This window comes from Acidobacteriota bacterium (genome assembly GCA_019347945.1).
GTDB lineage: Bacteria > Acidobacteriota > Thermoanaerobaculia > Gp7-AA8 > JAHWKK01 > JAHWKK01.
On record JAHWKK010000012.1, the window covers coordinates 1 to 17,715 of the forward strand.

Consider the following 17,715-nt stretch of genomic DNA (forward strand, 5'->3'; position numbering starts at 1 on the left):
GCTCAGCTCTTCTGTGTTGGTTGGTGGTAGCCTACCACAATTGGACCCCCCGCGGTTTTTGACGTTTTTTCGGAGCTGTCCCACTGGGGGGGCGCGGGGGGCTTGGTACCCAATTTCTACAATAAACCTCATCCAGCTCTTTCTGGGTATACTCGGTAATTTAAGGCAACCACGCCCCCCCCGACCCCGTCTTCGAAGTCCCGCCGCTACTTCCGGGCGGCTTCCCTTTTGAAGGGATTCTTCGCGAACCCCGTGATGATCCACGTTCCCGACTTCACATCCTTCTTCATCTTGATGAAGCCCTTCTTCTCGGCATCCTCGAGCAGTTCGCTGAACGTGTCGTAGCCGTAGTATCCCTCGTTGAATGTGGGCTTTTTGCGCTGCATCGTCTGCTTGATCATCGAGCCCCAGAGAATTTCCTTGTTCTCGCGCATCAATGCCTTGATCGACTCGAGCAGCAGTTCGAAGACCTCGTTCTCCTTGTCGTCGCCGCTTCCGACCTTCATCGTGTCCTGTTTGCCGCGCACCAGATCCTCGTAGAAGATGAACTCGTCGCAGTTGGCGATGAGCAGATCGCTCGAAGAATTCTTGACGCCGACTCCGATGACGAACTTGTTGTTTTCCTTCAGCTTCGAAACGAGGGGTGAGAAGTCGGAATCTCCCGACACGATGACGAAAACGTCGATGTGTTCCTTCGACCACGCCATGTCCATCGCATCGACGGCCATCCGGATGTCGGCGGAGTTTTTTCCGGAATAGGCTCGGGCGGGGATCTCGATCATCTCGATCGCGGCTTCGTGAATGGGTCGCTTGTACTCCTGGTAGCGCTCCCAGTCACAGTACGCCTTCTTGACGATGAGTTTTCCCTTTTCGAGGATGCGCTCGAGGACGAGGTCGATCTCGAACTTCTTGTGTTTGGCGTCGCGGACTCCGAGAGCGATGTTCTCGAAGTCCATGAATAGTGCAATTTTTGCTTCGTCGTTCATTGGGTTTCATGTCTCCTGAATGGTTGGCTGATGTGCCGATGATACGGAATACGGGCTCCGACCGGAGCGATTCTCTGCGGCGTCGTGATGGCGAGACTCGGAACCTGGGCAGATTTCTTTCGCCCCTTCACTCTCATACCGCCACTTCTGGGGATCATTTCCGGTGCCGTCTGTGCGTTCGGTTCGATTCACAATCCTGATCCCGAGAGGGCGGTCACCGTGCCGGTGGTGCTGACCGTCGCCCTCGGATCGCTCTGCGCATCGCTCATGAACGCCGCGTCGAACGGTGTGAATCAGATTTACGATCTCGAGATTGACCGGATCAACAAGCCCCGCCGCCATCTCGTGACCGGACGGATCGGGATCGATGACGCCTGGAAGGTATCGTGGGCCCTCTATGCGATGGCCCTGATTCCGACCTGGCTGGTCGTCGTCCACCCCTACAACACATTTCTCGCCAAGTTGTTCGCACCGCTCGAATGGCATCAGTGTTTCTTTCTCTATCTGGCCGGCCTCCTCTTCACTTTCGTCTACTCTGCTCCGGCCCTCGGCAGGACAAAAGCGAAGGGGATGTGGGCGAACTGGACGATCGCCATCCCCCGGGGCTGCCTTCTCAAGGTTGCCGGCTGGTCGATGGTGGCCTCGATCTGGGCGACCGAGCCATGGTACATCGGTTCGATATTCATGCTGTTTCTGGTGGGGGCGGCGTCGACCAAGGACTTTTCGGATATCGCGGGGGATCGCGCCGGAGGCTGCCGAACGCCTCCGATCATTCATGGCGTTCGAAAGGCAGCGTGGATGATCTCGCCGTTCTTCATCTTTCCCTGGCTGCTGATCTCGATCGGTGCGGTCGTCCGTGATCCCTTTTCGAGGAGTGTACATCCGATTCTGACAGGAAACGCTTCGATTCTTCACGCGCTCACGATCGTACTGGTCGCCTGGGGGTCGTACACGGTCTACCTCCTGCTGCGGGACCCGGACGAGCTTGCCAGAGTCGAGAACCATCCCTCGTGGAGGCACATGTACATGATGCTGATGACCGCGCAGGTCGGGTTCGCGGTCGCCTACGTCGTCTGAGGTTCAGCGCTTCCGGCCGGCCAGGCCGGGCTCACCGGTGTCGATGTCGATGACCGCTCGTTCCGGCTCCACCAGCGAGTCCTCGATCTCGCACCGCCACTTGTCGCCGTCGATCCCCAGAATCTCGTCTCCCGGCGAAATCACGGCGCCTTTTTTCCAGGCGTACTGCGACACGGAGTAGAGGTAGTTGCCGACGTCGTGAGGGTCGTACTCTCTGGTGTGGATCTGAAAGTCGTCCAGGCCGACGGCGGTGAGCCCCAGGGTATCCATGATGATCTCGGGGGTTGGGAGAGGGCGGTCGTTCTCGTCCCGGTCGATTCGGAACAGACGGACGTTGACTGCACCGTACAGCGACTCGGGCCCCTCGTGCTCGAGCGAGCCGATGAAGGCGTCCGGCTCGACCAGCTGTTCGGTCGTGACCCAGTGGATCGCGGCGGGACGCGAGAGATTCGTCGCAGCAACGACGAACTGGTTCATCAGCCTGAGCCGCAGTCTGAAGTCGAGAGTCGTCGCGCGCAGATCCCGGATCGTGACGCGATGCCGCAGCTCGCCGGCGACTCGTCTCGCCTCAGGCCAGCTCCACGACTGTCGTACGGCGGCTCGAAGATGTCCGTCGTCGAGTCGCGATCCCGGCAGCTCGACGACCCACCTCGATTCGGCGTTCCCGAGCTCGTGCGCGCTGAACGCCGCGACCGCTCCGCGATCAGTCTCCGCAAATGTTCCCTCGCCTGAGATGCGGCTCCAGTCCGCGACCGGTGGCTCCCGATAGAGCAGCTCGACCTCGATCGAATGGGCGAACCCTTCTTTGCTACCCGGTTGCTGCGATCGATTTCGAACAAGCGTAGGCACGAACCTGAATCCTCTCACAAAATCATGGCGTTTTGTCCAGCTCGGACGACACGAAACATCTCGAGGCTCGACCAGCGATCGAGCTGCGAATGAATTCGTGTTTCGTGCGGCTCGTACACTGGCAGAGGTGATGCACGATTCGTTCTCGTGAACGACTTTTTCCACGCCCGTATGCGACATCTCACGGCTGCAGCTGCCGGAACGGTCGTCATGATCGTCTACATCTATTTCGGCATGGTCGCCTGGAACTATCGGCAAATGTCCGACGTCCTGCTCAGCGAGCAGTGGCGAAATCCGACGAAGATATTCACGAAGACCGATCAGGAGGAACCAGTCGTCGAGGTCTACGGCGCCGACTGGCGGCAGTCGGAACCTGTGTTGATCGAACAGATTCCGGATCATGTCCAGAAGGCGTTCATCACCGCGGAAGACATTCGATTCGAGCGGCATCTCGGGATTGATCCGATCGGAATGCTGCGGGCTCTGATCGTCAATGTCCGCGCGGGAGCGGTCCGGCAGGGAGGAAGCACGATCACCCAGCAACTCGTCAAGACCAAGCTCCTTTCAAATGAACGTACGTTCGCGAGAAAGCTCGTCGAGGCACCGCTGGCCGTGCATCTCGATCGGAAGCTGTCTAAGAACGCCATCCTCGAGGCGTACCTGAACGAGGTCTACCTCGGGCATTCCGACGGCCGTGCGATTCGAGGGATCGACGAGGCGGCGCCGATCTATTTCTCGACCGGGGTCGAAGATCTGAGCGTGGCGGATGCGGCTCTTCTCGCTGCCATCGTGCGGGCACCGAATCGCGACAATCCCGACAGAAATCCGGAGCTTTCGAAGACGCGCCGCGACAGGGCTCTCGAAACGATGAAAGACGAGGGATTCATCGAAGAAGCCGAGCTCGAACGAGCGAAGGAAGCAGAGGCGAAATTCCGACGAGGCGCACGAACGGAATCGAGCCAGTACCGCTGGTACCTGCGGGGGCTTCGAACAGAGGTCGAGCAGCGCGTCGGAAGGAACGCGCTCGAGCGCGGAGGCCTTCGAATCATCGCCTCGATCGATCCGTCGGCCCAGCGAAGTGCCGAAATCGCGGTTCGCCAGGGCTCGGCGCGCCTGCGAAACCAATACTCCTGGATCCGGAACCCGGAGACGGGCGGACCTCTCCAGATCGCGCTTCTCTCGATCAATCCCTTCGACGGCGGCGTTCAGGCTCTGGTCGGTGGGATCGACGGCGAGTTCGATCGAACCAGACTGATGAGGCGTCAGCCGGGATCCGCGTTCAAGCCGTTCGTCTATTACCAGGCAATTGCTTCGAAGAGGATCTCCGCTTCGACTTTGATCGAGGATCTGCCGCTCGAGGTGGACATGGGAGGTGGCGAAGTCTGGACGCCCCACAACTACGATGAGAAATTTCATGGCCGGGTGACGGTCCGGACCGCGTTCGAGCACTCGCTCAACGTCCCTGCCGTGCGAATCGCGGAGGATACGGGACGGGGCGAAGTCATTCGGACGGCGCAGCGTTTCGGACTCGATTCGGATTTTTCCGCGGTTCCCGCGCTCGCTCTCGGCGTCGAGGAGGTTAGCCCGTGGGAGCTGACGTCCGCGTACACGACGTTTCCAAATCTCGGCACCCGGGTCGAGCCGCACTTTGCTGCGCGGATCGAGAATTCGGATGGACGCGTTCTCTGGGAGCACGAGCCGAGACCCGTGAAGGTGACCGATCCGGCCCCCGCATACGTGATGCACTCGCTCCTGCGAGGCGTAGTTCAGAGAGGAACCGCTCGCCGGCTCCAGCAATACGGACTCGGGTACGTCGCGGGTAAGACCGGCACGACAAGCGATTACCGCGACGCATGGTTCGTCGGCTACACCCCGGAGATGGTGACGACCGTGTGGGTCGGATTCGACGACGGCTCGCCACTGCGACTGTCGTCATCGGAGGCGGCGCTTCCGATCTGGGGTCGATATATGAACGACTTCGAGCCGAAGCGGAGAAATATCGAGCCACCGAATGGGGTGAACATCCTGCAGGTCGATCCGGAGACCGGCTACATCTGGCAGGAGGGATGTCCGGGACCGCGGGAGGAGGTATTTCTGCCGGATACCGAGCCTGCTCGAAAGTGTCCGCGCGGGATATTCGGAAAGTACGCTCGTGACCTGATGATCAATCCGGAACTGGCCGAGGAGCCCGCGGCGATTACGCTCGACAAGTTCAGACGGTGGTCCGACGAGGCGGAGCAGGGAAGGCGAACCTTTCAGCGAAGGCTGAAGAAGTGGCGCGACCGGATCGAAGAGATTTTCGACTGAGGGTTGCGTTGCGGTACGAATGGGCGTACATTCGTGAAGTAGCTGGATTGATTTGGGGTCGCTTGCAACCAGCCTAAAAAAAGCTAAAGAGCCGAACCGAAACAACGGATCGAGCAAGCCCCACGGATGTGGGGCTTTTTTCTTTTTGGGGAGAATGTGCAGGACTTTCTGAAAGCGCTTTCGGACTCGACCGCGTACCTGTTCGACGGTGCGATGGGGTCGATGCTCTACTCGCGCGGTTTCTACATCAACCGCTGCTGGGAGGAGCTGAATCTCCGCGAGCCGCAGGCGGTTCTCGATATCCACAGGGAGTACCTGGCGGCCGGATCGGACATTCTCGAGACCAATACTTTCGGGGCGAATCGATTGAAGCTTTCCGAGTTCGGCGCCGTCGAGCAGCTCGAAGAGATCAACCGGCGTGCGGTCGCACTGGCGCGGACCGCGGCGGGCGACGAGGCGTGGATTGCCGGAGCCATCGGGCCTCTGGGTGTCCGGATCGAGCCGTACGGTCCCACAGGGGTCGATGAAGCCGAGGAGATTTTCCGGGAACAGCTCAACCCGATGGTTTCCGAGGGGATCGATCTGGTCGTGCTCGAGACCTTCGGTTCGATCGACGAGCTGGCGGCCGCAATCACGGCAGTCCGTTCGGTGAGCTCGCTGCCGATCGTCGCACAGATGACGATCGGACCGGACATGCGAACCGCGTATGGCCACACGCTCCGGCAGATTGCGGCTGCGCTGGAACAGCTTCAGGTCGACGTGATCGGTCTCAATTGCTCGGTGGGACCGGATCTGATGCTCGACGCGGTCGAGGAACTCGCCGGCCTGACCTCCCGGCGGATCTCCTGCCAGCCAAACGCGGGATTCCCTCGTGAGGTTCACGGTCGGAAAATCTACATGGCGTCTCCCGACTACATGGGGAAGTACGCGAAGCGGCTGGTCCAGAAGGGTGTGAAGCTTCTCGGCGGTTGTTGCGGCACCACGCCGGACCACATTCGGATCATGGCGGAGGCGGTACGTCCGCTCACTCCCAGGCGGCGGCCGGTCATCGTCGAGCCGGCCGAAGAGAATGGCGGTCTCGACCCGCTTCCGCTGGCGGAGCGATCGGCGTGGGGCGAAAGGCTCGCGCAGGGAGAGTTCGTCACGACGATCGAGATCGTACCGCCGAAGGGAACCGATCCTGATCGCCTGCTCGAGAAGGTCGCTGCCATCCGCGATGCTGGTGTTCACGCCGTGAATGTTCCGGATGGGCCGCGGGCGCAGAATCGGATGGGTGCCCTCGCCACGGCTGTCCTGATCCAGCAGCGCACCGGGATCGAAGCCGTCCTGCATTACTGCTGTCGCGACCGGAACCTCCTCGGAATGCATTCGGACCTCCTGGGAGCCGCGGGGCTCGGTTTGAACAATCTTCTTCTGATCACCGGCGATCCTCCGAAGATGGGCCCCTATCCGGATGCGACCGCGGTCTTCGACATCGATGCGATCGGACTGACCAACATGGTGAGTCTGATGAATCGCGGTCTCGACCTGGCCGGCAACCCGTTTGGTGATCGGAGCCGGTTCGTGATCGGTGTCGGAGTCAACCCCGGACACGTCGACCTCGATTACGAGCTCCGCCGGTTCGACTGGAAGGTCAAGGCGGGTGCCGAGTACGCGATCACCCAGCCGGTTTTCGACGTCGAGCAGCTCGAGTGTTTCCTCGGAAAGGTGGAGCACTACGGTATCCCGATCGTTGCCGGAATCTGGCCTCTGCTCTCGTACCGGAACGCGATGTTCATGAACAACGAAGTCCCGGGAGTGTCGGTTCCGGAGGAGACGATCGATCGAATGCGGCGCGCCAGCGAAGCCGGCAAAGAGCATGGGGTTCGTGAGGGGGTCGCGATCGCCCGCGAGATTCTCACCGCGGTGAGGCAGAGGGTCGCCGGGGTTCAGGTGTCGGCCCCTCTCGGCCGGGTCGATCTCGCGATCGAGGTCTTCGAAGGTCTCGTGGAGTCGTCGCAGACGAAGATCCGGTGATCCGCGGCGGCAGCCGGGCGCTCTGCTATCCGCCTCCGCAGTAGACACCTGATGAATAATCCGGGTTAGGATATGAATCCGGAGGACGCATTCATGATGACCACGACCCTCGACGCGATCGTCGACAGCAGACGTTTACTCGACCACTCCTTCTATCGGCGCTGGAGCTGCGGCGAGCTTCCGCTCGACGAGCTGCAGACCTATGCGAAGGAGTACTTTCACTACGCGCTCGCCTTTCCGACGTTTCTGTCGGCCGCACACGCACAGAGCGAGGACATCGAAGTCCGGCAGCAGATACTCGAGAATCTCATCGAAGAAGAGCGAGGGCCGGGCAACCATCCCGAGCTGTGGCTGAGATTCTGCGAGTCTCTCGGACTCGACCGCGAGGAAGTTCTCAGCCACGAGCCATCCGCAGCGACACGGGAACTGATCAGGACGGTGCGTGAGCTGGCGCTTTCGAGCACGCATGAAGGACTCGCTGCTCTGTACGCTTACGAATCTCAGGTGCCGGACGTCGCTCGAGCGAAGATCGACGGCCTGGCGGAACATTACGGAATCTCGAGACCCCGCGACATCGCATTCTTCACCGTCCACATGACGGCCGACGTCGAGCACTCCGAGACCGCGCGGCGCCTGATCGAACAGCTCTGTGATGGCGACCGGAAGCGTGAGGATGCTGCGGAGGCAGTCGAAGCGACGACGCGCGCTCTTTACGGATTTCTCGATGGAGTCGAGCAGCAGGCTCGCGCTGCCTGACGGGCCCGAGGTCGACGCTGTTCGCGAGCTCGCGGCGATTTTCGCCAGTTCCCGAAGTGTCGCGGTTCTGACGGGCGCGGGCTGCAGCACCGAGTCCGGCATCCCCGATTACCGGGGAGACGACGGGGAGTGGAAGAGACCCCGGCCGATGCTCTTCGACGAGTTTCGGCGAAGCGCAGCCAACCGGCGGCGATACTGGGCTCGCAACTATGTCGGCTGGCCTCGCGTCAGAGACGCCAGGCCCAACGGCACGCACGCTTCGCTGGCGGTGCTCGAACGGGCCGGCATCGTTTCGGTCGTCGTGACACAGAATGTCGATGGACTCCATGGCAGCGCTGGTCACCAGAGGGTGATCGAGCTTCATGGAAACGCGAACCGAGTCGTGTGCCTGGCGTGCCTCGAGCGATTCGACCGGGCAGAAGTGCAGATCTGGCTGGAGAAGCGCAATCCCGACTGGAGCTACGGAGAGGCCGCGGTCGCTCCGGACGCGGACGCGATCGTGAGCGACGCCGATGTCGCGAGTTTCGAGGTCGTCGATTGTCCGCGGTGTGGCGGTGATCTGAAACCGGATGTCGTCTTTTTCGGAGAATCGGTTCGCCGATCGATCGTGGACGAGGCCTTCGCGGAGATCGACCGGTGCGACCTTCTCGTCGTTGCGGGTTCGTCGCTGAAGGTATGGTCGGGATTTCGCTTCGTGAAGAGGGCAGCGAGTCGGGGAACCCCGGTTGCAATCATCAACAGAGGGAAAACCCGCGGCGATGATCTGGCTTTGCTCAGGCTCGGCGGCAGTTGTGGAGCCGTGCTCGCCGACGTGACTCGGGAGCTCGGGCTGAGCGAGATGCGCTGAGCGTCAGCGGGCTTTCCGCTTCGCGGACGGCTTCTTCTTCGAGGCCGCCTTTTTCGCGGGCTTCCGCTTCCGGGACGTTTTCGAAGCGGAAGCGGCAGTGGCGCCCGATGTGGCGCCGGAGCGCTCGAGGCTCCGTTTGAGAGCCTCCATCAGATCGATGACTTCGCCCTTCGGCTTATCGGGTGCAAGCGATACGTCTTTTCCCTCGATCTTCTGGGCGATGACTTCTCTGATCCGTTCACTCTCTTCGTCGCGATAGTTCTCCGGCTCGAATCTCTCGGAGGTGACCTGGTCCGCGAGCGTAATCGCGAGGTCGAGCTCTTTCTGTCTGATCTCGACGTCGGTATCGATGTCGAGCTCGCTGAACTTGCGGATTTCCGAAGCGTAGCGAAGCTGCTGCATGAGCAACCCTTCCTGATACGGACGGATGGCCACGAGGTAGCTCTTTCCTCTGGTTGCGTACCGTGCCAACGCCCATCGTGACGTTTGCTCGAGCGCCTTCGACAACAGGGCATAAGGGCGTTGACCGTGTCGGTCCGGGCCGAGGTAGAAGGGGCGATCGAAGTAGATCGGATCGACGGATTCCTCGGGTACGAACTCGACGATGTCGATTGTCTGGGTCGCGGCACTTTCGAGGGCTTTCAGTTCTTCGGCGCTGAAGAGAACGTACTGCCCTCTGGAAAACTCGTAACCCTTGACCATTTCGGTCCGGTCGACGACGACGTCTTCCTGGGGACAGATGTACTGCTGACGGACCCTGGAGCCGCACGCTTCGTGAAGCAGATTGAACGAGATCTGTTCCGATGACTTGTTTGCAGAGTAGACCTTGACCGGAATCGTCACGAGTCCGAACGAGATCGTTCCTGTTCCTACGGGCCTGACCGCCATGACCTCTCCTCTCTCACCCACCGCAAGTCGGACGGGCATTCTAGCAGACGGAACCATCCGGCCAAACCGGTCATGACGAGCGGGTTCAGCACGGAATAGGGGTGAATTCGAGGCCGTTTTTTCGGATCGAGATCGAAGCGGTCTCAATGACAGAGCGTTGCGTTCGAAGAGACAGTCAGCCGCAGTCCGCAGCAGAGACTCTCCCGGAGCAAGGCTTCAAGGAAGGGGATTCCCAGAATGAGAAGTACCGGTAAGGTCAAGTGGTTCAACGATGCGAAGGGTTTCGGGTTCATTACCCTGGATTCGGGTGAGGATGTATTCGTCCATTACTCGGCGATCCAGGCCGAAGGGTTCAGGAGCCTCGCGGAGGGTACGGCTGTCGAGTTCGATCTCGTCCAGGGGCCGAAGGGCCTCCAGGCTTCGAACGTCACCCTCGTCTGAGACCTGGTGGACGGACTGAGAAACGGGGCGGCCTCCGGGCCGCCTTTTTTTCTCGAGCACGCTCTCTCCATGATGCGACGCGGTAATATGAGATTCCGATGCGCGGAGTGAAGGGTGAGTTGATCGGATTCAGAGCGGCTGACGGTGTGGCATTGTCGGGCCTGCTCTTCGAACCGTCTCGAAGGCGCGAAAAGCCTTCCGCAGTCGTTTATCTTCACGGCAACGGTGATGCGTCGATTTTTCGATCGAGCCGCACCAACGTTCTGGCCGACATTCTGACGCGTCGCGGCATCGCATTCTTTCCGTTCGACAATCGAGGAGCGGGTCTGTGGCGATGGCTCAAACGGAAGGACGGCGACACCACCGAATATCTCGACGGAGGCACCGCACACGAGCGGATCGGCGACTCCGTATCCGACATTGATGGAGCGCTCCGGACGGTGAGGAGCCGGGGATATCGCCGAGTCTTTCTCGCCGGCCACTCGACGGGAGCGAACAAGGTGGTGATCTACGACTCCCGGAAACCCGGAAACAGAGTCTCCGGGTACGCACTTCTGGCAGGTGGAGACGACACCGGGATTTATTATCGAGAGCTCGGAGATCGGCGCTTCCGGCAGGCGCTCGAGCGAGCGCGTGAAGCCGTCGCCTCCGGACGGTCGAAGCAGCTCGCTCCGCGGTCGTGGTCGCCGTTTCCGCTCAGCTATGGAGCTTTGTTCGATACGTTGAATCCCGATGGTGATTACAATGTTTTTCCCTTTGGTGAAGCGATCTCCGGAAAGCGAATCTCTTCCCGGCCGCTTTTCGAGCGCTTCTCGAGAATCCGGAAGCGAATGTTCATCTCTTATGGGAGCGAAGACGAGTACGCAGCCGCGGACATCCCTACGGTGATCGAGATCCTCAGACGACATCAGCATCCGAAAGCTCGTGCCCGGTACGAGATCGTGCCCGGCGCGGACCATGGCTTTTCCGGCGGGCAGGAGCAGCTGGCATCCTCGCTCGCGGACTGGATTCAGGCAGCGACACGATGAGAGTTCGGAACAGATGAATCTGGTCGTGGCCGGATACGTGCTCGCAGCGGTGATGGTGTTCGCCGCGGCGGTCAGGGTTGCATCAAGCGAGCGCGTGCGCGCGATTGTCCCTCAATTTCTCACGCTCAGCTGCCTGATGATCATCTGGCTGATGGGGACCGCGGCGATGCTCGGAGCAGACACGGCTGCGAGCGCAAGTCGCTGGAGCTCGGCCGCAATGATCGGCCTCTGTCTGATCCCACCTGCCTTCTGGTCGTTCTACACAGTACTGGGTGACTTTCGAGAGCGGCACTGGCTCCTTCCGTATATCTGGCTTCCGGGGCTCGCTCTGGCCGTTCTCTCGGTCGGAACATCGTTCTTTCTGGGGGAACCGCTCGATACCCCCTGGGGCTACTACCACGACGCGAACATCGGGGTTCTCCTTCCCGTGATGCACGTCTTCATCGTTGGTCTCGCAGCCTTTCGCGGTAATGCCAGAGTGCCACGCCGGTCGGAGAGCCTGAGGTACCGGCACGTCGCGCTTGCGGCGATCTTCGGTGCGGGATTTCTGCTCGACCTGCTCCCCTGGGCTGGCGTCGTCTTTCCGCCTTCCGGCTGGCTGTTCGCCGCGGTGTCGTGGTACGCACTGGACCGGGCGCTGCGGAAGTATCCGAGAGGAAGGTCCTCGCTGGCCTTCGCGAGCCGGAAGATTCTGACGACGATCCAGGATGCCGTGATCGTGATCGATCTCGAGGGACGGATCGAGATCGCGAATCCTGCAGCAGGGGAGCTCCTCGAGCTGCCTTCCGAGCGCCTCGTCGGTATGCGGATCAGCGATGTGATCGAAAGTCCTTTCAATGTCGGCCCGGCGTCCGACACGCTGATGAATGGCCGTTCCTTCACTGACCGGCCGATGATCTGGAGACGGAAGGGAGCCGAAACGATCGAGGTGAGCGTGTCCGGATCGATGCTGCGCGATGATGAGGGATTTCCGGCGGGTATGCTTTATGTCGCGCGCCCGATCAGCGATTCACGGCACGCCGAGCAGATCGAATACCAGGCGCATCATGACGCACTCACTGGTCTTCCCAATCGGCTTGCGCTGCGCCGACGGACCGCGCAGCTTCTGGCCGAGCTTCCCCGTAAGAGCCGTGTCGCCGCGATCATTGCCCTCAGCGTCGAAGGGTTCAGTCTCGTCAACGATTCGAAGGGGCAGGCGACGGGTGACCGGTTGATTCAGCTCGTCGCGGGTCGATTGAGGCGAGCCCTTCGCGGAGGCGACGTCGTGGCGAGGGTCGGTGGCGATGAGTTCTCATTTCTGGTCGACCTGCGCGACAACGAGGACATCGAGATCGTGGTCGAGAAACTTCATGCCGCGTTCGAGGGTCCGTTCGTCGTCGACGGAAATGAGATTTATCTCGGATCCCGCGTCGGGATCGCCTGCTGGCCGGATCACGGGCGAACCGCGGTGAACCTGATGCAGAACGCCGAGACGGCATTGCGTCGTGCGAGAAAGAGCGAGCGGAGAACTCACGAGGTCTATGGAACCGAGATCACGCAGGAGGCCACCGAACGGATGGATCTCGAGAGGAGACTTCGCAAGGCGGTCGACAATGGGGACTTCATTCTCGAATATCAGCCCGTCATGAGCCTCGGCACCAGCGAGATCGTCGGATGCGAAGCACTGGTCAGGTGGGTCGATGGAGAGAGAACGATTCCACCCGGGGGCTTCATCGGAATCGCCGAAGAGACCGGATTGATCCGACCGCTGGGCGATTGGGTTCTCGCCGAAGCGGGACGCCAGGCCTCGACCTGGGCAGGCCAGGGTCACGATCTCCGCGTCGCAGTCAACCTGTCGCTGACCCAGCTGACGAGTCCGACGGTGGTCGACGACATCACCCGGATTCTCGAGAGCTGTTCGGTCGACCCGTCGCTTCTCGAAATCGAGATCACGGAGTCCGCGGCGATGGACGACGTCGAACGCACGATTCGCATTCTCGAGGCGATTCGCGATATCGGGATGACTCTCTCCATCGATGACTTCGGCACCGGGTATGCCTCGCTCGCTTATCTTCACCGGCTCCCCATCGACAAGGTCAAGATCGACCAGTCGTTCATTCGGGAGCTTTCATCGGAACGGCGGGAATCCGCGATCGTCGCTGCGACCATCGCCATGGCCGGCGCGCTTGGACTTCAGGTGACGGCCGAAGGCGTCGAGAATCGCTATCAGTATGCGTTTCTCCACATGGCCAGGTGCGACTTCGCTCAGGGATTCGTCATCAGCGAGGCGCTTCCGGCGGCTTCATTTTCCAAATTCCTGCGGAAACCTCCCCAATTGCGCAACTACATCGCGTGAGTTTCGCGGAAAGTTTCAAATCTAATGCGGGATGTCGAATGTTCGCCGCCGTGTCCAACGTTTGTTTTACGACGAGCCTTGGGGCTCCGGCATCCATGTCCAGATCGGGAACCAGCGAATGAGGTCGCACCGGGAAGGGCGCGGCGAGGTCGAAGCAGTGACGACCGGTTGAGCCCTGGTGGTGTAGCATCCGGGCAATGGCGGACGAGCTCGTCTACGTGTACGGCATTCTCGCCGGACTGCCGGGGGAGCCCCCGAAGGACCTGAGTGGAGTCGACGGCGAGCCGATCGAATCGGTCGAAGAGGGAGGATTGCACGCGATCGTGAGTCGGGTATCGCATGCGGACTTCAACGAGGAAGCCCTCGAACAGAGGACGGCCGACACCGATTGGCTGGCGGATCTCGCTTTGAGGCACCAGGGAGTCGTTGCATGGTTGCACGAGAAGGGCGACGTCGTTCCGATGAGGCTCCTTGCAGTTTTCAACTCGGTCGACAGCGTTGAAGACTGGCTCAGATCGGATCGATCGAGGCTGCAGCGGATCGTGGGTGATCTGGCCGGGCGCGAAGAGTGGACGATCAGAATCCATTTCGACGACGAGCGATGGAAGGGATGGGTCGACGAGCGAGCGGCCGAGAAGGATGGGGCGCTCGCCGGGGGTGGGGAGGGCGGCCCGGGTCGTGAATTTCTCCTTCGCAGGAAGGTCGAGATGCGGAGAGCCGAGATGGCCGAAGAGGTAGAAAACGAAATGCTGGGCTCGATTGCCGCGTCGATGCCGGATTCGTGGAAAGTCCTGGTGGAGGACCGTGTGTCGCGTGGCGGCGCCGATCCCCAGATCACGGTACTCGTCGCGAGAGAAGCGGCCGACGGGATCGACGAGCAGATCCGATCCATCGAGGCGAACTGGCGCGAGCGAGGAGTCACCCTCGCGCTGAGCGGCCCATGGCCGCCGTATTCGTTCGTTTCGGGAGGTGAGGGTGTCTGAGAGGAGGGATCTTTCGCTGCTCGACACTCTCGACCATCTGCTCGACCGCGGTGTGGTGATCGCGGGGGAGGCGACGATCTCGATTGCCGAGGTCGATCTCATCGCTCTGAGTCTGAGCATCGTTCTCGGCAATGTCGATCGCGTTCTCGATCTCGGTACCGGGGAGAGGCGAGGTTAGCGTTGTCGCGTCTGATGCCGCTCGGCGTTCATCGTTCCGCAGATGAGATCAGTGCGGAAGGGATCGCCCGGATCGACGTCGGTCCGGTGGTCGTCAGCGCTCTGGAGATCGGAGAGGGGGAGAATCCGGCGACGACCTCGGTTCTCACGCGAGCGCTCGAGCTGCGAACGGCGCTCCTTCAAGGCGGCTCGTACATCGCGATCCGTTACGGCGTGGTGCTCGACTCGGCGGCCGAGGTCGTTCGCGTCTGCGAGCCGAAAGCTTCCGCGTGGGCGAAAACGCTCGACGAAACCCGGGGGCTCGTCGAGCTGACTCTGAAGATCGCACCCGATCAGAAGCCGGAACGTCCGGATCGGAGCTCGGTTTCGGGGGGGAGCGAATATCTGAGGAAGCTGAGGCTGATGCAGGGGTCCTCTCTCTCGCCGGAACGCAAGGGGGAGATCGAGGCGATTCTTGCAGAGGGCGCCAGCCGCACGGTCTGGCGCGATCGGGAGGGAGGAGGAACCGAGCTCGTGATGCTCGTTCCGGCCGAGCGTGTGGCGGAATTCCGAGAGAGAGGGCGGCGTCTGGCTCAGAGCGACCGCCGGCTTCCGTTCATTCTTTCCGGACCATGGCCGATCGAGGTGTTCGCCGATGAATGAGGATCGGGTTCTGGTCGTCAACGCCGAGGACGAGCTGAGGGAGCGGCTGGATTTCAGTGACACCGTGATCCCTGAACGCATCTCGGCCGATCCGGAGGCTGTTGAGAACGGGCTGGCAAAGCTCGTTCTGTCGATCATCGAGCTTGTCCGGAAACTGCTCGAGCGGCAGGCTTTGAGACGGATGGACCGGGGAACGCTCTCCGAGGAGGAAATCGAGCGGATCGGTCTGGCGCTGATGAAGCTGGAAGAGAAGATGGAAGAGCTGCGAAAGGTTTTCGGGCTGAGCGAAGAGGATCTCAATCTGACACTCGGGCCGATCCGCCTGCTTTGACACCGTACGGATTCGGTAGATAATCACGGCTCGATGACTGGTATAGAGCGAAGGCAATCCCAGGGACTGGTCGACATCCTGGACAAGATTCTCGACAAGGGGCTCGTTGTGGCAGGCGATGTGAAGGTTTCGCTCGCGAACGTCGAGCTGCTCACGATTCGGTTGAGACTGATCGTTTGTTCGATCGACAAGGCCGAGCAGATCGGTCTCGACTGGTGGCGTGGCGACAGGTATTTTTCAGCACCGTCCGAAGTCGCGACGGCGGGAGAGCTCGAGGCGATGCGGAAACGTCTCGAAGCGCTCGAACGCCGGTCGCTGCAGGGTGGGGAGTCTACGGTAAAGGGTGGGGCAAAAAAGAAAGCGGAAGACAGAGTGTCTCCCAGAAAAAGGAAGGGTTAGTGCATGGCCGTTGAAAGAGCACCGGGCGGAAGCAGTCTCATCGATGTGCTCGATCGGATCCTCGACAAGGGCATCGTGATCGACGCGTGGGTGCGCATCTCGCTGGTCGGAATCGATCTGATCACTGTTGAAGCGCGTGTCGTGATCGCATCGATCGATACCTACCTCAAGTACGCCGAGGCGGTGGGCAGCATCGGAGCGGTTGCACGTCCGGGTATCGAGGAAGGGAGCAGCGTGCCGATCTCGAGTCCGGCGTCTTCGACGAAATCGAAGGCTTGAGCTCCGCACCCGGTGGCGGCTGATCGGCTGACACGTCAGTGCAGCATGATCGAGGCGATCCCGATCATTGCCGATGCGACGAAGCCGATGAGCAGCGCGATGTAGGCGTATCGGATGTAGAGATATTTGCCCAGGAGATAGATGTCATTGGCCAGGGCGGCGTAGACGGCAGCGTCGGTCTCGAGTGTCCTTGCCACGTCGGCATCGAACACGTCCTTTTCGAGCGCCTGGAAGTGTCCGAAGAAAAGAAGGTTGTAACCCTCTCCCAGCCGTCCGTCCGTCAGCTCGACCCGCTGAAGCTTCGGAAGAATCGCGATGATTGCGAGCAACAGAGCGAGCAGCGAGAAGGCCGTGAGCGTGACGAAGGCCCCCTTCAGCTCGTCGTCGGTCAGCCGCGAAATGGCGAGAGTCAGAACGATCGAGGAAACGGTGATCAGGATGTTCGCCTTGGTGTCGGCCATCGCGCTGATCTGAACGTGGTGCTGCTGCACCGTCCGCATCAGATAGTCAGCGGTGTTTCTTCCTTCGATGCGCTGGAAAACGGATTCGTCTGGCACTGTCGGAAGTCTGCCTCCGCTCGGTCAAAAACGCAAACCTCTCCGGACGGCGCGGCTGGGATCGGGTGCGGACCCGGCTACCTCAGGTTTGGGGTGAATCCGCCGGGGCAGCGACCACCAGGCAGAAAGTGGACCCCTCCCCTGGCACCGCCTCGACTTCGATTCTCCCGCGGTGAATCTCCGCGATCCGCCTGGCGAGAAAGAGTCCGTATCCGGGGCCTTCGCCCACTTCTCGATCCAGCTTGATTCCGGGATTGAAGATCTGGTCGAAATAGCCCTCCTCGATTCCGATCCCGTCGTCGCTGACACAGATGTGAACCTCGTCGCCCTCACGCCGGGCGGTCAGCGAGATCCGGGTTTGATCCCCGTCCGGTTTACGAAAGGTCATCGCGTTGCTCAGAAGAGCTTCGAGCGCCGCAGAGATCTTCTCCCGATCGGCATTGATTGACGGCAGGTTCTCGGCGATCTCGACAGACACGCCATTCTCCTCGGCGTCGGCGCGCATCCTGAACCAGAGCTGGGAGACGACCTCATTGAGATCGGTCGGCTCGATCTGTGCGGGCTTGGTGAGAATTTTTACGATCCGGTTCATCCCGTCAATCGTCTGCTTCATGTGCCTGGCCGAGACGCGGATGCGCTCCAGAAAATCCCGATTTTCCTCGGAGAGAGATTTGCCGATGTCGTCGATCAGCAAAGTCGAAAACCCATCGATCGCGAAAAGCGGTGACCGGAGATCGTGGGTCAGGACCGAAAAAATCTTGCGAAGCTCATCGATCGAGAGAACCTCGGAACCGCTTGTCTCGGACGTCGCCATGTA

At 60.8% G+C, this 17,715-nt stretch carries 19 protein-coding genes; 14 read left to right on the top strand and 5 right to left on the bottom strand.

The window, feature by feature from the left end; all coding sequences use genetic code 11:
- Nucleotides 1-206 precede the first annotated feature (206 nt).
- Complete coding sequence (locus KY459_09295; GenBank protein ID MBW3564905.1) at nt 207-986, bottom strand: NYN domain-containing protein; 780 nt, start codon at nt 984-986, stop codon at nt 207-209.
- 87 nt (nt 987-1,073) lie between these two features.
- On the opposite strand from KY459_09295, the gene KY459_09300 reads away from it, so the two are divergent.
- On the top strand, nt 1,074-2,063 hold the full coding sequence (locus tag KY459_09300) for a UbiA family prenyltransferase (GenBank protein ID MBW3564906.1): 990 nt from the start codon (nt 1,074-1,076) through the stop codon (nt 2,061-2,063).
- 3 nt (nt 2,064-2,066) lie between these two features.
- Here KY459_09300 and KY459_09305 read toward each other — a convergent pair whose 3' ends face one another.
- Nucleotides 2,067-2,912 (bottom strand): DUF4261 domain-containing protein, encoded by an 846-nt coding sequence (locus tag KY459_09305; protein ID MBW3564907.1) that lies wholly within the window; start codon nt 2,910-2,912, stop codon nt 2,067-2,069.
- Between the two features lie 171 nt (nt 2,913-3,083).
- Between KY459_09305 and KY459_09310 the strand changes: the two genes are divergently transcribed.
- The 4 genes from KY459_09310 to KY459_09325 all read left to right on the top strand — a co-directional run bounded on the left by KY459_09310 (nt 3,084) and on the right by KY459_09325 (nt 8,838).
- A complete protein-coding gene (locus KY459_09310; protein ID MBW3564908.1) occupies nt 3,084-5,219 on the top strand; it encodes a PBP1A family penicillin-binding protein in 2,136 nt (711 codons plus the stop codon).
- 126 nt (nt 5,220-5,345) lie between these two features.
- The gene (locus KY459_09315) at nt 5,346-7,235 is read left to right on the top strand and encodes a bifunctional homocysteine S-methyltransferase/methylenetetrahydrofolate reductase (protein MBW3564909.1); all 1,890 of its coding nucleotides are present in this window, start codon (nt 5,346-5,348) and stop codon (nt 7,233-7,235) included.
- Nucleotides 7,236-7,331: 96 nt separating this feature from the next.
- Nucleotides 7,332-7,991 (top strand): CADD family putative folate metabolism protein, encoded by a 660-nt coding sequence (locus KY459_09320; GenBank protein MBW3564910.1) that lies wholly within the window; start codon nt 7,332-7,334, stop codon nt 7,989-7,991.
- Nucleotides 7,960-8,838 carry an NAD-dependent protein deacetylase gene (locus KY459_09325; protein ID MBW3564911.1) on the top strand — a complete coding sequence of 293 codons (879 nt, stop codon included), beginning with the start codon at nt 7,960-7,962 and terminating at the stop codon, nt 8,836-8,838. Before KY459_09320 ends, KY459_09325 begins: the two co-directional genes overlap by 32 nt.
- 3 nt (nt 8,839-8,841) lie before the next feature.
- Here KY459_09325 and KY459_09330 read toward each other — a convergent pair whose 3' ends face one another.
- Nucleotides 8,842-9,726 carry a Ku protein gene (locus tag KY459_09330; protein ID MBW3564912.1) on the bottom strand — a complete coding sequence of 295 codons (885 nt, stop codon included), beginning with the start codon at nt 9,724-9,726 and terminating at the stop codon, nt 8,842-8,844.
- Nucleotides 9,727-9,963: 237 nt separating this feature from the next.
- Between KY459_09330 and KY459_09335 the strand changes: the two genes are divergently transcribed.
- The 9 genes from KY459_09335 (at nt 9,964) to gvpA (ending at nt 16,341) form a co-directional block, all read left to right on the top strand.
- Nucleotides 9,964-10,167: a cold-shock protein gene (locus KY459_09335; GenBank protein MBW3564913.1), complete on the top strand. Its 204-nt coding sequence runs from the start codon at nt 9,964-9,966 to the stop codon at nt 10,165-10,167.
- A 98-nt stretch (nt 10,168-10,265) separates the two neighbouring features.
- Nucleotides 10,266-11,195, top strand: coding sequence for an alpha/beta fold hydrolase (locus KY459_09340; protein ID MBW3564914.1), 930 nt, complete (start codon nt 10,266-10,268; stop codon nt 11,193-11,195).
- A gap of 13 nt (nt 11,196-11,208) precedes the next feature.
- Nucleotides 11,209-13,530: an EAL domain-containing protein gene (locus KY459_09345; GenBank protein MBW3564915.1), complete on the top strand. Its 2,322-nt coding sequence runs from the start codon at nt 11,209-11,211 to the stop codon at nt 13,528-13,530.
- Nucleotides 13,531-13,727: 197 nt separating this feature from the next.
- Nucleotides 13,728-14,513 (top strand): GvpL/GvpF family gas vesicle protein, encoded by a 786-nt coding sequence (locus tag KY459_09350; protein ID MBW3564916.1) that lies wholly within the window; start codon nt 13,728-13,730, stop codon nt 14,511-14,513.
- Nucleotides 14,500-14,691, top strand: a complete 192-nt coding sequence (locus KY459_09355) for a gas vesicle protein (GenBank protein MBW3564917.1) — start codon at nt 14,500-14,502, stop codon at nt 14,689-14,691. The genes KY459_09350 and KY459_09355 overlap by 14 nt, the downstream gene beginning before the upstream one ends.
- Nucleotides 14,692-14,693: 2 nt before the next feature.
- Nucleotides 14,694-15,332: a GvpL/GvpF family gas vesicle protein gene (locus KY459_09360; GenBank protein MBW3564918.1), complete on the top strand. Its 639-nt coding sequence runs from the start codon at nt 14,694-14,696 to the stop codon at nt 15,330-15,332.
- A complete protein-coding gene (locus tag KY459_09365) occupies nt 15,325-15,663 on the top strand; it encodes a gas vesicle protein K (protein ID MBW3564919.1) in 339 nt (112 codons plus the stop codon). Before KY459_09360 ends, KY459_09365 begins: the two co-directional genes overlap by 8 nt.
- Before the next feature lie 33 nt (nt 15,664-15,696).
- Nucleotides 15,697-16,062 (top strand): gas vesicle protein, encoded by a 366-nt coding sequence (locus KY459_09370; protein MBW3564920.1) that lies wholly within the window; start codon nt 15,697-15,699, stop codon nt 16,060-16,062.
- A 3-nt stretch (nt 16,063-16,065) separates the two neighbouring features.
- On the top strand, nt 16,066-16,341 hold the full coding sequence (gvpA, locus tag KY459_09375; protein ID MBW3564921.1) for a gas vesicle structural protein GvpA: 276 nt from the start codon (nt 16,066-16,068) through the stop codon (nt 16,339-16,341).
- A 35-nt stretch (nt 16,342-16,376) separates the two neighbouring features.
- Here gvpA and KY459_09380 read toward each other — a convergent pair whose 3' ends face one another.
- The gene (locus tag KY459_09380) at nt 16,377-16,898 is read right to left on the bottom strand and encodes a hypothetical protein (protein MBW3564922.1); all 522 of its coding nucleotides are present in this window, start codon (nt 16,896-16,898) and stop codon (nt 16,377-16,379) included.
- Between the two features lie 82 nt (nt 16,899-16,980).
- On the bottom strand, nt 16,981-17,712 hold the full coding sequence (locus KY459_09385) for a hypothetical protein (protein MBW3564923.1): 732 nt from the start codon (nt 17,710-17,712) through the stop codon (nt 16,981-16,983).
- Nucleotides 17,713-17,715: the final 3 nt, after the last annotated feature.